At 56.4% G+C, this 15,894-nt stretch carries 9 protein-coding genes; 7 read left to right on the forward strand and 2 right to left on the reverse strand.

Going from position 1 to position 15,894, the window contains the following annotated elements; genetic code table 11:
• Positions 1 to 141 precede the first annotated feature (141 nt).
• Together gyrA and rcsC are read left to right on the forward strand one after the other, a co-directional pair.
• Complete coding sequence (gene gyrA, locus ACMWKK_RS03010) at positions 142 to 2,778, forward strand: DNA topoisomerase (ATP-hydrolyzing) subunit A (protein WP_045327968.1); 2,637 nt, start codon at positions 142 to 144, stop codon at positions 2,776 to 2,778.
• A 134-nt stretch (positions 2,779 to 2,912) separates the two neighbouring features.
• Positions 2,913 to 5,759, forward strand: coding sequence for a two-component system sensor histidine kinase RcsC (rcsC, locus tag ACMWKK_RS03015; RefSeq protein WP_112779785.1), 2,847 nt, complete (start codon positions 2,913 to 2,915; stop codon positions 5,757 to 5,759).
• Positions 5,760 to 5,870: 111 nt separating this feature from the next.
• Here rcsC and rcsB read toward each other — a convergent pair whose 3' ends face one another.
• Together rcsB and rcsD are read right to left on the reverse strand one after the other, a co-directional pair.
• On the reverse strand, positions 5,871 to 6,521 hold the full coding sequence (gene rcsB, locus ACMWKK_RS03020) for a response regulator transcription factor RcsB (protein WP_003859405.1): 651 nt from the start codon (positions 6,519 to 6,521) through the stop codon (positions 5,871 to 5,873).
• 16 nt (positions 6,522 to 6,537) lie between these two features.
• Positions 6,538 to 9,210 (reverse strand): phosphotransferase RcsD, encoded by a 2,673-nt coding sequence (rcsD, locus tag ACMWKK_RS03025; protein WP_045327970.1) that lies wholly within the window; start codon positions 9,208 to 9,210, stop codon positions 6,538 to 6,540.
• 741 nt (positions 9,211 to 9,951) lie between these two features.
• Between rcsD and ACMWKK_RS03030 the strand changes: the two genes are divergently transcribed.
• From ACMWKK_RS03030 to ACMWKK_RS03050, 5 genes are all read left to right on the forward strand, one after another.
• Positions 9,952 to 11,067, forward strand: coding sequence for a porin OmpC (locus tag ACMWKK_RS03030; RefSeq protein ID WP_045327971.1), 1,116 nt, complete (start codon positions 9,952 to 9,954; stop codon positions 11,065 to 11,067).
• Between the two features lie 114 nt (positions 11,068 to 11,181).
• Complete coding sequence (gene apbE, locus ACMWKK_RS03035) at positions 11,182 to 12,237, forward strand: FAD:protein FMN transferase ApbE (RefSeq protein WP_112779784.1); 1,056 nt, start codon at positions 11,182 to 11,184, stop codon at positions 12,235 to 12,237.
• A 72-nt stretch (positions 12,238 to 12,309) separates the two neighbouring features.
• Entirely contained in the window at positions 12,310 to 13,368 is a 1,059-nt protein-coding gene (gene ada, locus ACMWKK_RS03040; RefSeq protein WP_112779783.1) for a bifunctional DNA-binding transcriptional regulator/O6-methylguanine-DNA methyltransferase Ada, read from the forward strand.
• A complete protein-coding gene (gene alkB / locus ACMWKK_RS03045; protein ID WP_045327974.1) occupies positions 13,368 to 14,024 on the forward strand; it encodes a DNA oxidative demethylase AlkB in 657 nt (218 codons plus the stop codon). The genes ada and alkB overlap by 1 nt, the downstream gene beginning before the upstream one ends.
• Positions 14,025 to 14,093: 69 nt before the next feature.
• Entirely contained in the window at positions 14,094 to 15,737 is a 1,644-nt protein-coding gene (locus ACMWKK_RS03050; RefSeq protein WP_112779937.1) for a multidrug ABC transporter permease/ATP-binding protein, read from the forward strand.
• The last annotated feature ends 157 nt before the right edge of the window (positions 15,738 to 15,894 follow it).

Here is a 15,894-nt window from a genome sequence, read left to right on the forward strand (position 1 = left end):
CTTTTACTCCTTATTTAGCAAGACAAAGGAGTATATCAGGCAATCCCCGTGAATAAAGCGTATAGGTTTACCTCAATCACCTCGGCTGTGTTATAATTTGCGACCTTTGAATCCGGGATACAGTAGAGGGATAGCGGTTAGATGAGCGACCTTGCGAGAGAAATTACACCGGTTAACATCGAGGAAGAGCTGAAGAGCTCCTATCTGGATTATGCGATGTCGGTCATTGTTGGCCGTGCGCTGCCGGACGTCCGCGATGGCCTGAAGCCGGTACACCGTCGCGTACTATACGCCATGAACGTATTGGGCAATGACTGGAATAAAGCCTATAAAAAATCTGCCCGCGTCGTCGGTGACGTCATCGGTAAATATCACCCGCATGGTGATACCGCCGTGTATGACACCATCGTTCGTATGGCGCAGCCATTCTCCTTGCGTTACATGCTGGTAGATGGTCAGGGTAACTTTGGTTCAGTCGACGGCGACTCCGCTGCGGCGATGCGTTATACGGAAATCCGTATGTCGAAAATCGCTCATGAGCTGATGGCCGACCTGGAAAAAGAGACCGTTGATTTCGTCGATAACTACGACGGCACCGAGCGCATCCCAGATGTGATGCCAACCAAGATCCCGAACCTGCTGGTTAACGGTTCGTCCGGTATCGCGGTCGGTATGGCAACCAACATTCCGCCGCACAATATCACCGAGGTGATCAACGGCTGCCTGGCCTATATCGACGATGAAGACATCAGCATTGAAGGGCTGATGACCCACATCCCGGGCCCGGACTTCCCGACGGCGGCGATCATCAACGGTCGTCGCGGTATTGAAGAAGCGTACCGTACCGGCCGCGGCAAGATTTACATCCGTGCCCGCGCCGAAGTGGAAGCGGACGCCAAAACCGGCCGTGAAACCATCATTGTTCACGAGATCCCGTATCAGGTGAACAAAGCGCGTCTGATTGAAAAAATCGCCGAGCTGGTAAAAGAAAAACGTGTTGAAGGCATCAGCGCGCTGCGTGACGAGTCTGACAAAGACGGCATGCGCATCGTGATTGAGATCAAACGCGACGCGGTGGGCGAGGTTGTCCTGAACAACCTGTACTCCCAGACTCAGCTTCAGGTCTCCTTCGGTATCAACATGGTTGCGCTGCACCATGGTCAGCCGAAGATCATGAACCTGAAAGAGATCCTGAGCGCGTTCGTGCGTCACCGCCGTGAAGTGGTGACCCGCCGTACCATCTTTGAACTGCGTAAAGCCCGCGACCGTGCGCATATCCTGGAAGCGCTGGCGGTTGCGCTGGCCAACATCGACCCGATCATCGAGCTGATCCGCCGTGCGCCAACGCCTGCAGAAGCGAAAGCCGCGCTGATTTCCCGTCCGTGGGATCTGGGCAACGTTGCCGCGATGCTGGAACGTGCGGGTGATGACGCGGCGCGTCCTGAGTGGCTGGAACCGGAATTCGGCGTGCGTGACGGTCAGTACTACCTGACTGAACAGCAGGCCCAGGCGATTCTGGATCTGCGTCTGCAGAAACTGACCGGCCTTGAGCACGAAAAACTGCTCGACGAATACAAAGAGCTGCTGGAACAGATTGCCGAGCTGCTGCACATTCTGGGTAGCGCAGAGCGTCTGATGGAAGTGATCCGTGAAGAGCTGGAACTGGTCCGCGATCAGTTCGGCGACGAGCGTCGCACCGAAATCACCGCGAACAGCTCTGATATCAACATTGAAGATCTGATCAACCGCGAAGACGTGGTGGTCACCCTGTCTCACCAGGGCTATGTGAAGTATCAGCCGCTGACCGACTACGAAGCACAGCGTCGTGGCGGTAAAGGTAAATCTGCAGCACGTATTAAAGAAGAAGACTTTATTGACCGCCTGCTGGTGGCCAACACCCATGATACGATCCTCTGCTTCTCCAGCCGCGGTCGTCTGTACTGGATGAAAGTCTATCAGCTGCCGGAAGCGAGCCGCGGTGCGCGTGGTCGTCCAATCGTCAACCTGCTGCCGCTGGAAGCGAATGAACGTATTACCGCCATCCTGCCGGTACGCGAGTACGAAGAGGGCGTGAACGTCTTTATGGCGACCGCCAGCGGTACCGTGAAGAAAACCGCGCTGACCGAGTTCAGCCGTCCACGTTCTGCCGGTATCATTGCCGTCAACCTGAACGAAGGCGACGAGCTGATCGGCGTGGATCTGACCTCCGGTTCTGACGAAGTGATGCTGTTCTCTGCGGCCGGTAAAGTGGTGCGCTTTAAGGAGAACGCGGTGCGCGCCATGGGTCGTACGGCGACCGGCGTTCGCGGCATCAAGCTGGCGGGTGAAGATTCCGTGGTTTCCCTGATCGTTCCGCGCGGCGAAGGTGCAATCCTGACCGTCACCCAGAACGGTTACGGTAAACGCACCGCGGAAAGCGAGTACCCGACCAAGTCTCGCGGCACGCAGGGCGTTATCTCTATCAAAGTGACCGAGCGCAACGGTTCCGTTGTCGGCGCGGTGCAGGTGGACGATGCCGACCAAATCATGATGATTACCGATGCCGGTACGCTGGTGCGTACCCGCGTGTCTGAGATCAGCGTGGTGGGTCGTAACACCCAGGGCGTGATCCTCATCCGTACAGCGGAAGATGAAAACGTGGTGGGTCTGCAGCGCGTGGCCGAGCCGGTGGATGACGAAGAGCTCGATTCCATCGACGGCAGCGTCGCGGAAGGTGACGATGAAATCGCGCCGGAAGCGGACACCGACGATGACGCAGCGGATGACGCTGACGAGTAATGTCTCCTGATGCAAAAAGGGCCGGATTCCGGCCCTTTTCTTTTGCACAACCAGATAAGTCAACGTTGCGACCTGGCGCGTTTACCGCTACCTTAACCACATTCTTTTGACCCCGACGGCGGAGCCTCGCCCCCTTGAAATACCTCGTCTCCTTTCGTAATACGCTGAAAGTCTCTCGCTATCTGTTCCGGGCGCTGGCGCTCCTGCTTTGGCTGCTGGTGGCCCTGTTGTCGGTGTTTTACATCGTTAACGCCCTGCACCAGAAAGAAGCGGAGATCCGCCAGGAGTTTAACTCAAGCTCCGACCAGGCCCAGCGCTACATTCAGCGAACGTCTGACGTGATGAAGGAGCTGAAGTATATTGCCGAAAATCGCCTCACGGCGGAAAACGGCATCCTTGCGCTTCGCGGGCGTAACGACAAAACCGAAGTCCCTGATTTTCAGCCGCTGTTCCCGGACTCCGATTGCTCCACCATGAGCAATACCTGGCGCGGGTCGCTGGAGTCTCTTGCCTGGTTTATGCGCTACTGGCGCGATAATTTCTCCGCCGCTTATGACCTGAACCGCGTATTCCTGATTGGCAGTGAAAATCTCTGCATGGCTGACTTTGGCCTGCGCGACGCGCCCGTTGAGCGTGACGATGCGCTGAAAAGCCTGCATGAACGTATTGTGAAATACCGCAATGCGCCGCAGGACGAGCGTGGAAATAACATCTTCTGGGTGAGCCAGGGGCCGCGTCCGGGCGTGGGCTATTTCTATGCCCTGACGCCGGTCTATCTCGGCAATCGCCTGCAGGCGCTGCTGGGGATTGAGCAGACCATTCGTATGGAAAACTTTTTCACCCCGGGCAGCCTGCCCATGGCGGTGACCATTCTGGATGAAAACGGCCATCAGCTGATCTCGCTTGCCGGGCCGGATAACCGGTTAAACGTCGAACCGCACTGGATGCAGGAGCGGTCGTGGTTTGGCTATACCTCAGGCTTCCGCGAGCTGGTGCTGAAGAAGAGCCTGCCGCCTTCGTCGCTGAGCATTGTCTATTCGCTGCCGGTGGATATGGTGCTTGAGCGGATCCGTATTCTCATCATGAATGCCATTCTGCTGAACCTGATCGCGGGTGGGGCGCTGTTTACGCTGGCGCGCATGTACGAGCGGAAAATCTTTATTCCCGCCGAAAGCGACGCCCAGCGGCTGGAAGAGCACGAGCAGTTTAACCGGAAGATTGTCGCGTCGGCACCGGTGGGGATCTGTATTCTGCGTACCCAGGACGGGACCAATATCCTCAGTAACGAACTGGCGCATAACTACCTGAACATGCTGACGCACGAGGACCGGCAGAGGCTAACGCAAATTATCTGCGGCCAGCAGGTTAACTTTGTCGACGTGCTCACCAGCACGCACACCAACCTGCAGATCAGCTTTGTCCATTCCCGCTATCGTAACGAAAACGTGGCGATTTGCGTGCTGGTGGATGTTTCCGCGCGCGTGAAGATGGAAGAGTCGCTGCAGGAGATGGCGCAGGCCGCAGAGCAGGCCAGCCAGTCCAAATCTATGTTCCTTGCGACGGTCAGCCACGAGCTGCGTACGCCGCTGTACGGGATCATCGGTAACCTCGATCTGCTGCAGACCAAAGAGTTGCCGAAAGGGGTCGACAGGCTGGTGACGGCAATGAACAACTCTTCCAGCCTGCTGCTGAAGATCATCAGCGATATTCTCGACTTCTCGAAAATTGAGTCTGAGCAACTGAAAATCGAGCCGCGCGAGTTCTCCCCGCGCGAGGTAATGAACCATATCAGCGCCAACTATCTGCCGCTGGTGGTGCGTAAACAGCTCGGGCTCTACTGCTTTATCGAGCCGGACGTGCCGCTGACGCTGCATGGCGATCCGATGCGCCTGCAGCAGGTCATCTCTAACCTGCTCAGCAACGCCATCAAATTCACCGACGTGGGCTGTATTGTGCTGCACGTCTGCCGGGCGGGAGATTACCTGAGCATTCGCGTGCGCGACACGGGCGTTGGCATCCCGGCGAAGGAAGTCGTTCGTCTGTTCGACCCGTTCTTCCAGGTCGGGACCGGCGTGCAGCGTAACTTCCAGGGGACCGGACTGGGGCTGGCGATCTGTGAGAAGCTCGTCAGCATGATGGACGGTGATATTTCCGTCGATACCGAACCCGGCATGGGCAGCCAGTTCACTATCCGTATTCCGCTCTATTCCGCGCAGTATCCGGCAAAAGCGACGGTGGACGGGCTGAGCGACAAGCGCTGCTGGCTGGCGGTGCATAACGCCTCGCTGAATGACTACCTGACGGCGCTGCTCACCCGCAGCGGCGTGAGGGTGTGTCGCTATGAAGGCCAGATGCCGGATGTGGACGATGTGCTGATCGCTGACGAGGCGCTGGAAGAGCCGTGGCAGGGGAGAGGGTCGGTGCTCTTCTGCCGTCGCCACATCGGTATTCCTGTCGAGCGTGCGCCTGGGGAATGGGTACACAGCGTCGCCACGCCGCACGAGCTGTTAAGCCTGCTGGCGCGCATCTACAAAGTGGAGCTGGAAGAGCGTGACGGCGCGGGCGGATTGCCGTCACCGGAGTCTCTGGCGTCGGTGAATGACGATATGATGATTCTGGTGGTGGATGACCATCCGATAAACCGTCGCCTGCTGGCTGACCAGCTTGGATCGCTGGGCTACCAGTGCAAAACGGCCAATGACGGCGTGGATGCGCTGAATGTGCTCAGTAAAAACCATATTGATATCGTGCTGAGCGACGTCAACATGCCGAACATGGACGGCTACCGTCTGACGCAGCGCATCCGCCAGCTTGGCCTGACGCTGCCGGTAGTGGGCGTCACGGCGAACGCCCTGGCGGAAGAGAAGCAGCGCTGTCTGGAATCGGGCATGGACAGCTGTCTGTCGAAACCGGTCACGCTGGACGTGCTGAAGCAGACTCTGTCGATTTACGCCGAGCGCGTGAGAAAAACGCGAATATAAAAAAGGCCCGGAAGGGCCGTTTTTATTTGCCCGGCGGCGCTGCGCTTGCGCGGGCCTACGGGATCTGTAGGCCGGGTAAGCGCGAGCGCCACCCGGCATAAACAGCGGAGATCAATCCTTATCCGTTGCGCTCAGCGTGACGGAGGAGAGATAGTTCAGCAGAGCAATATCGTTGTCCACGCCCAGCTTCATCATCGCGGATTTCTTCTGGCTGCTGATGGTTTTAATACTGCGGTTCAGCTTCTTGGCAATCTCGGTCACCAGGAAACCTTCTGCGAACAGGCGCAGAACTTCACTCTCTTTCGGCGACAGGCGTTTATCACCGTAGCCACCCGCGCTGATTTTTTCCAGCAGACGGGAGACGCTCTCAGGCGTGAATTTCTTGCCTTTCTGCAGCGCCGCAAGCGCTTTTGGCAGATCGGTCGGGGCGCCCTGTTTCAGCACAATCCCTTCGATGTCCAGATCCAGCACGGCGCTCAGGATCGCCGGGTTGTTGTTCATGGTCAGAACGATGATCGAGATATCCGGGAAGTGGCGTTTAATGTATTTGATGAGCGTGATCCCATCACCGTACTTGTCTCCTGGCATGGAGAGATCGGTAATGAGCACGTGCGCATCAAGCTTTGGGAGGTTATTGATCAGTGCTGTAGAGTCTTCAAATTCACCGACTACATTCACCCACTCGATCTGTTCAAGTGATTTGCGAATACCGAACAGTACAATCGGATGGTCATCGGCAATAATTACGTTCATATTGTTCATGTATAAGGCTACCTTGCTACAGCAAGCTTTTGACGTAGTCGTCAATGTCGCTGATGTATTTTTCAATGCCAGAGGCATCTTTCTCACGAATAAGATGTTCCAGCGTTTCACATAACTGCTTGCCGGGAACCAGATTAAGCATGGCAAACACCCCTTTAAGCCGGTGTGCTGTCTGCGCCAGCGCTGCAAAGTCATTCGCAGCGGACTCAGTATACAACCGCTTAACATCATCTGGTACTGTATCAACAAAGAGTGAATAGTATCCGCTGGCGTGAAGCTCGGCATTTTCATTGCCGCCTAACGGCGATTCCGCTATCTCTTCCTGTGCCAGCTGCTCTTCTATGAGTTGTAGTACAGCTTCCTGCATCGCATTGCTGATATTAAAGTTGACGCGCAGCTGGCCAGGGCCGATTTTCCGCACGCCTGACTCATCATCGCTTAAAAGCAAGCCGGAGGCAGTAAGATTAGACGGATTATCAGTTAAAAACAGATCAAATTCTTGACTTGAAAGTCTTTCATCCGGCGTGATGCAGGCCGCACCCCAGTTTTCTAACTGACGAACGACAATATTGCGGATCTCGTTCGAGGTCACATCGACCATTACCACGACATCATCCAGCAGACGTTCTTCATCTTCTTCCTGCGGATTAGCCGCCATTTTCACGTGCAGAGAATAGCGGGTGCCAAGGGATTCACGGGCTTTGATATTCAAATGGCCGCCGAGCTTACGCGCCAGCTGATCGCACAGCCAGAAGGTGAGCGCATTGGCCTTGCCGTAGCGATCGCTTTGCGTGTCATTCAGGAACGGGAAGTGGAGATTATCAATTTCACTCGTGGTAACGCCTTCCCCGGTGTCGAGGATGCGGAACGTCAGGCGGTCTTCAGCGGACTCCTCCGTACTGACTTCGAGCGTGATCTTGCCGATCTGCGTGGTGGTAACGGCGTACTGGATAATCATCAGCAGAATACGGCGCAGCGCTTCGCGATCGCCGTGGCGTTCATCGTTCGCCGGAAGATTGTTATTGATCAGCAGCTGCAGCCCTTTGCGCTTAATCACGGGCAGCACCTCCGGCACCACTTCATCGATCAGGTTCTGAATGGAGAAGAGGGTTGGCGTTCCCTTCCAGAAATCATTCTCCAGCATGTTTGCCAGCTGGATCTCATCAACCATTCTGACCAGCGAGTCGGCCTGGCTGGCAAGCTGGTGGCTTTCAGGGGCGTTTAACGCCGCCGCCTGGGTTGCCAGGGTTCTTAACGGCTGCTTGAAGGCATCGCCAATGTTCTGCATGAATGCGGCGCGCCCCTGCTGGTTTTTCTCATACAGCCTTTGCGCCTGCTTGAGCTTTTTATTGACCAGCACTTCGCGATCCTGATCGCGGATAATGAAGATTTGCGTACGGGGAGCCACCTGGCTGCGGAACTGACGGATCTCGTACAGCTCATTGTTGATGGTGGCCTGAATCACCCCCTGGTGCTGATCCGCCATGGTGGTGATGTTCTGCAGGTTAAGATGCGGCAGCAGATGGTCGGCGATTTTGTTGCTCATCACCGTGCGATTCGCCTCCTGATCATGAACTAAGACCCCCAGCGGCAGCACGGAAACAATCTCTTCATTCAGCGCACGTAGTACCCGCAGCTCATTGCTGGTGCCGGCCGGAACCGCAGAAGTGTCGCTTTGACGCCCCGACTGGAAACGGAAGGTGCTGTAGCCAAACAGGGCCAGCGCCAGCAGGCCGATATTCAGCAGCAGGGGCAGCAGGATATTTTGCAGCGTGTCGAGCAGCAGCGTGCCAAACGGCACCTGCCACACCAGGCGCATACCGGTCGAGTTCAGCGATGAGGCAATTTCGATTTTCGAGCCGTTAAAGGAGATTGAAACGCTCTCAGCAGCCTCTTTGTCTGACGCCGCACGCAGGTTCTGGGTGCTGCTGTCGGGCTCCAGGCGGAAGCTATCGAGCGGCATGTCCGGCGGGATTAAATCATTAATCGGTAAATCGAAGGCCACTACCGTCGCCAGGTGTCCTGGCTGGTTGAAGGTGGTGCGCAGGGTAAAATAATGGCCGTTTTGCCAGGCCAGGCGACGCAGGGAAGAGAAGCTTTCGCGTTCATCAAGGGCGTTCGCCTGCTGCAGCATCTCTGCCCGGCGGGAGTCGACGATGCTGCCCACGGTGGTCTCTTTGAAACCGGAAGAGAGATCTTTTAGCGGCAGCGTGGAGATCAGGATCATGCTGTTGTCCTGACCGTTCAGATAGTACATCGACCACGGCACCGTTTCGGCACCCCAGAGGGTATCGAGATAGGCCGACATACGCTGCGTCATCTCAAGCGTCGCGCTGTCGTGAGAGCCAAAGATAAGCGCTTCGGTCTTACGCTGCGGTTTTTCGAGATAGTAGACATCCTGCTTAAGCCGCGTCTCCTGAAGCCCATCCCCGGAAGAGGAGGTTGGCGACGCCGCGATATTGTCGTAAATCTGCCAGGTGGCGTAGCGCCAGGTATCTATGCGCTTGTGCACGGCATGGGTGATATCGACGACCTGATAGCTTTTATCCTTCAGCCAGGCGTTAACCGCGCTTTGTACCATTACCCCCATGGTGACTAACAGCACAACGATCAAAAGAAGAAAGAAACGGGTAATGCTCCCGGGAAGGAGAGAGAATTTGCTCGGGGCGGTAGTTTCAGTCTGACTCATTGATATCTTTAACCCGTTATGGTCGTGCTCTGTGGCGATAGGGCAGTATAAAGGGTAATAACTGAATTTCCAGCGCCACTGACCGGGAAGAGGCGACTTTTTCACGGGACATTATCGGCGGTGAGGCGTGCGGTAAATATGTACAAACGCGCCGTGCGCGTACAAATAATCGCCCAGCGCAGCCAGTAAATAGCACGAATTAACAAGAAATTAAGAATTGCATCAACTTGAGAATTTCGCCGGAACCTGTCGGGAATTTAGTTAATAGTCGTTACAATTTCGGTGCGGTAGCACAAAAAATGACAAGTTACGTAAAGAAAGGTAAAAAAAACCGAATGCGAAGCATCCGGCTCAATTAGGGATAAACAGACATTCAAAACTGAATGACGGTAATAAATAAAGTTAATGATGATAGCGAGAGTTATTTTAGAGATTCGGTGCGATCTTGTTTTGTCATTCAGTGCGGTAACGTTTTTTATTGTAAGGTATTGATATTAATATGGTGGTTTTTTCTTTTGATTATAAGTGCTAATTTTCTAAGCTATTTGTGCTTTGTAAAAGTTCCTTGATATTTACATTTTGAAACATGTTGATAGGTAAATGAAACATCTTCAAAGTTTTAGTATCATATTCGCATTGGATTATTCTGTAATTTTGCGGAGAATGAAATTGCCGACTGGTTAATGAGGGTTAGCCAGTAAGCAGTGGCAATTATAAGGCATATAACAGAGGGTTAATAAAATGAAAGTTAAAGTACTGTCCCTCCTGGTACCAGCACTCCTGGTGGCAGGCGCAGCGAATGCGGCCGAAATTTATAACAAAGATGGCAACAAATTAGATCTGTACGGCAAAGTTGATGGTCTGCACTATTTCTCTGACGACAAGAGTGCCGACGGTGACCAGACCTACATGCGTCTGGGCTTCAAAGGCGAAACCCAGGTTAACGATCAGCTGACCGGTTACGGCCAGTGGGAATACCAGATCCAGGGCAACACCTCTGAAAGCGACAACCAGGCCTGGACGCGTGTGGCGTTCGCGGGTCTCAAGTTCGCTGAAGCAGGTTCTTTCGATTACGGTCGTAACTACGGCGTAATCTACGACGTAACCTCCTGGACCGACGTGCTGCCAGAATTTGGCGGCGATACCTACGGTGCAGACAACTTCCTGCAGTCCCGTGCTAACGGCGTGGCTACCTACCGTAACCAGGACTTCTTTGGTCTGGTTGACGGCCTGAACTTTGCTCTGCAGTATCAGGGTAAAAACGGCAGCGTAAGCGGTGAAAACGAGACCGGTCGCAGCACCCTGAAACAGAACGGTGACGGCTACGGTGCGTCCCTGACCTATAATCTGGGCGAAGGGTTCAGCATCGGCGGTGCAATGTCTTCTTCGAAGCGTACTGCTGACCAGAACAACACGGCTAACCAGGCGCTGAAAGGCGAAGGTGACCACGCTGAAGTGTATACCGGTGGCCTGAAATATGACGCCAACAACATCTACCTGGCGGCACAGTACTCTCAGACCTATAACGCAACGCGCTTCGGCAACTCTCAGAGCAGCAGCCAGATTTACGGCTTCGCTAACAAAGCGCAGAACTTCGAAGTGGTTGCTCAGTACCAGTTCGACTTCGGCCTGCGTCCATCCGTGGCTTACCTGCAGTCTAAAGGCAAGGACATCGAAGGTTACGGCGACCAGGATCTGCTGAAATATGTTGATGTGGGTGCGACTTACTACTTCAACAAAAACATGTCCACCTACGTGGATTACAAAATCAACCTGGTTGATGAAAATGAATTCACCCGTCAGGCGGGTATCGGTACTGACGATATCGTCGCGCTGGGCCTGGTTTACCAGTTCTAATCGCGCGATCGTGTGACGTAAGGGGCCTGATGGCCCCTTTTTTGTGCCTCTCCGGTTCTCACAACTTACCCGTTTTGGTGTACTCTTGCCGCCCTGGCATGAGGATAATAATGAATGGACATGACTTTTTTACGCGCCAGCTTTCTGGCTATGCTTTTTTTCCTGACCGCGTGTAACGATCCCGCCCCCGTAGCGAAGACCGATGCACCTGCCGCGACGGTGCTCGAAGGCAAAACGATGGGGACCTTCTGGCGCGTCAGCGTGATGAACCTCGATAAAACGCGCGCAGATGAACTTCGCGGTAAAATCCAGTCACAGCTGGATGCCGACGACCAGCTGCTGTCGACCTATAAAAATGACTCGGCGCTGATGCGCTTCAACCTCTCAACCAGCACCTCCCTGTGGCCGGTGAGCGAGGCGATGGCCGATATCGTGACCGAGGCCATGCGCGTAGGCTACAAAACCAACGGGGCGATGGATGTGACCGTCGGCCCGCTGGTGAACCTCTGGGGTTTTGGCCCGAATAAACAGCCGGTGAAGACGCCCGAACAGGCGGCCATTGATGACGCCCGCGCCCGGACGGGGCTTAAGCATCTGACCGTGATCAACCAGTACGGACAGCAGTACCTGCAAAAAGATATCCCCGATCTGTTTGTCGATCTGTCGACGGTCGGGGAAGGCTATGCGGCGGATCATCTTGCGGCGCTGATGGCGCAGGAAGGGATTTCCCGTTATCTGGTCTCCGTGGGCGGCGCGCTGGTCAGCCGCGGCATGAACGCCAGCGATAAGCCGTGGCGCGTTGCGATTCAAAAACCGACCGATCGGCAAAATGCCGTACAGGCAATCGTGGACATCAACGGACACGGCATCAGCACCTCCGGAAGCTACCGCAACTACTACGAGCTCGACGGGAAGCGTATTTCGCACGTTATCGATCCGCAGACCGGACGTCCTATCTCCCATAACCTGGTCTCGGTGACGGTGATTGCTCCCACCGCGCTGGAAGCCGATGCCTGGGATACCGGATTAATGGTTCTCGGCCCGGAAAAAGCCAAAGAGGTGGTGCGTCAGGAAGGGCTGGCCGTTTATATGATCACCAAAGAGGGCGACGGGTTCAAAACCTGGCATTCACCGCAGTTCGACAGCTTCCTGGTGCGCGACAAAAATTAAAAAGCAAGGTTGCGGGTTTTTTATCAGTGGCGCTCAGGCACGCTCTATGTATGCTTACAAGAGGAGCCGATAATGAAAAACCTCACCTTTATTACCGATGAGGATCGCTGGCAGGCGGTGATGGCCCGCGATCCGCGCGCTGACGAGCAGTTTGTCTTCGCCGTGCAGACAACGGGTATTTTCTGCCGCCCGTCATGCCGCGCCCGCCACGCGCTGCGTAAAAATGTCCGTTTCTATCCCGATGCCCACCATGCCGCGCAGGCTGGCTTTCGTCCCTGCAAGCGCTGCATGCCGGACAGGCGCGATCCGCAGGCGCAAAAGCTGGAAAAAGTGGAACAGGCCTGCCGGCTGCTGGAACAGGATCCTGCGTTAACGCTGGAGGGGCTGGCGCTGCAGGTCGCCATGAGTCCTTTCCATTTCCACCGTCTGTTTAAGTCCGTGACCGGCATGACGCCAAAAGCCTGGCAGCAGGCGGCGCGAAGCCAGCGTCTGCGAACCGCGCTTGCAGAGGGAGAGAAAATTACCGACGCCGTGCTGGCGGCGGGGTTTCCCGACAGCAGCAGCTATTACCGTAAAGCCGACAATGCGCTGGGCATGACGGCGAAGCAGTACCGTAAAGGTGAGGTGGCGGTGCGCTATGCCATCGATGACTGTTCGTTAGGGCGCTGTCTGGTTGCAGAAAGCGAGCGGGGGATCTGCGCGATCCTGCTGGGGGACACCGATGCTGAGCTAACCGCAGAGCTTGCCGCACAATTTCCAAAAGCCACGCACGCGCCGCTGGACGACGCTTTCGTTCGGCGGATCCATCAGGTGATTGCCAGTATTGATGACCGCGACCTACCGCTTGCGCTGCCGCTGGATATCCGCGGTACCGCGTTCCAGCAGCGCGTCTGGCAGGCCCTTCGCAACATTCCCTGCGGCGAAACGGCAAGCTACCGGCAGGTGGCGCTGGCGATTGGTAAGCCCAATGCGGTACGCGCCGTTGCCGGAGCCTGTGCGGCCAACACGCTGGCCATTGTGATCCCCTGTCATCGCGTGGTGCGTCACGACGGCGCGCTGTCCGGTTACCGATGGGGAACGGCGCGAAAAGCGCTGTTACTAAAACGTGAGGCGAAACGCCGGGAGGGATAATGCTCGATCTTTTTGCGGATGCTGAACCCTGGCAGGAGCCGCTGGCCCCGGGGGCGGCGGTCCTGCGCCGCTTTGCGCTCTCCCGCGCGGCGGAACTGCTTGCCGGTATCGAAGCGGTGACGGCGGTTTCGCCGTTTCGCCATATGGTCACGCCGGGTGGCTACACGATGTCGGTGGCCATGGCCAACTGCGGTGAACTGGGCTGGTCGACAAACGAACGTGGGTATGTGTATGCCCCGCACGATCCCACGACCGGGCAGCCGTGGCCCCCGATGCCTGATGTTTTTCAGGCACTTTGTCACGAGGCGGCGGTGGCGGCGGAGTACCCTGACTTTCGGCCGGATGCCTGCCTGATTAACCGCTACGCCGTCGGTGCGAAGCTCTCCCTGCACCAGGACAAGGACGAGCCCGACCTGCGCGCGCCTATCGTTTCGGTATCGTTAGGGCTGCCCGCCGTCTTCCAGTTTGGCGGATTGCGCCGCAACGACCCGCTCAAGCGCATCATGCTGGAACATGGCGATGTGGTGGTGTGGGGCAGGGCGTCGCGGCTGTATTACCACGGTATTCAGCCGCTGAAGCCCGGGGTTCACCCGCTCACGGGTGAGTACCGTTACAACCTGACCTTCCGTCAGGCGGGGCACAATAAACTAAAATAAGAATTATTCTTGATGTCCGCGCAGGGCAGTTTACACTGCTGGCTGATTTTTATTGTCCGGATTGCCTGCATGCAACTACTTCTCCTCGTATGGCGTCAGTATCGCTGGCCCTTCATCGCCGTCATGGCGTTAAGCCTTGCCAGCGCCGCATTGGGCATTGGCCTGATCGCCTTTATCAACGTGCGGTTGATCGAAATGGTCGACACCTCGCTCTCCGTATTGCCGGAGTTTCTTGGCCTGCTGCTGCTGCTGATGGCGGTGACGCTCGGTTCCCAGCTGGCGCTCACCGCGCTCGGCCACCATTTCGTTTTCCGCCTGCGCAGCGAGTTTATCAAGCGCATCCTGGACACCCAGATAGAGCGCGTTGAGCAGATCGGCAGCGCCTCTCTGCTGGCGGGGCTGACCAGCGACGTGCGCGCCATTACCATTGCGTTCGTTCGCCTGCCGGAGCTGGTGCAGGGGATCATTCTCACCTTTGGCTCGGCAGCCTATCTCGCCTGGCTCTCCAGCAAAATGCTGGCGGTGACCGCGCTGTGGATTGTCATCACTATCTGGGGCGGCTTTGTGCTGGTGTCCCGCGTCTATAAGCACATGGCGGTGCTGCGCGAAACGGAAGATAAGCTCTATAACGATTACCAGACGGTGCTGGAAGGGCGCAAAGAACTCACCCTGAACCGCGAGCGCGCCGAGTATATCTTTAACCATCTCTATATCCCGGACGCGCAAGAGTACCGGCACCACATCATTCGCGCCGACACGTTCCACCTGAGCGCGGTGAACTGGTCAAACATCATGATGCTGGGCGCCATTGGCCTGGTGTTCTGGATGGCAAACAGCCTGGGCTGGGCGGACACCAACGTCGCGGCAACCTACTCGCTGACGCTGCTGTTTTTGCGCACGCCGCTGCTCTCGGCGGTTGGCGCGTTGCCCACCTTGCTGAGCGCGCAGGTGGCCTTCAATAAGCTCAAAAAATTCGATCTTGCGCCGTTTAAGGCCGAATTCCCGCGCCCGAAAGCCTTCCCGAACTGGCAGACGCTGGAGCTGCGTAACGTCACGTTTCGCTATCAGGACAGCGCCTTCTCCGTGGGGCCGGTCAACCTGACGATCCGCCGCGGCGAGCTGCTGTTCCTGATTGGCGGCAACGGCAGCGGTAAATCGACGCTGGCGATGCTGCTTACCGGGCTTTATCAGCCGCAGTCGGGCGAGATTTTGCTGGACGGCACGCCGCTGAGCGCCGAGAAGCCCGAAGATTACCGCAAGCTGTTCTCGGCGGTGTTCACCGACGTCTGGCTATTCGATCGGCTGCTGGGGCCGGAAGGGCAGCAGGCCAATCCTGCGCTGGTGGAGAAATGGCTGGCGCAGCTGCAGATGTCGCACAAGCTGGAACTTCAGGATGGGAAGATCCTCAACCTGAAGCTCTCCAAAGGGCAGAAGAAGCGCGTGGCGCTGCTGCTGGCGCTGGCGGAAGAGCGCGACATCATTCTGCTGGACGAGTGGGCGGCCGATCAGGACCCGCATTTCCGCCGCGAGTTTTATCAGGTGCTGCTGCCGCTGGTGCAGGCGATGGGCAAAACCATTTTCGCCATCAGCCACGACGATCACTACTTCATACATGCCGATCGCCTGCTGGAGATGCGCGACGGCAGGCTGAGCGAGCTGACCGGCGAAGAGCGCGATGCAGCCTCGCGTGACGCGGTGGCGCGCACGGCCTGATGCCCATGTGCCGGGTGGCGGCTTCGCCTTACCCGGCCTACGATTTTGTCGGCCCGTGCAGGCGGAGCGCCGCCGGGCATGCCGTTTATTTCTCCATCCCGCCTCGTTGTTTATTCTTATTTACATATCCCCGCGCTATGCTTAATACCAACTTATT

This window comes from Enterobacter sp. 01-M-03-SI-ECC, assembly GCF_047530215.1.
GTDB lineage: Bacteria > Pseudomonadota > Gammaproteobacteria > Enterobacterales > Enterobacteriaceae > Enterobacter > Enterobacter chengduensis.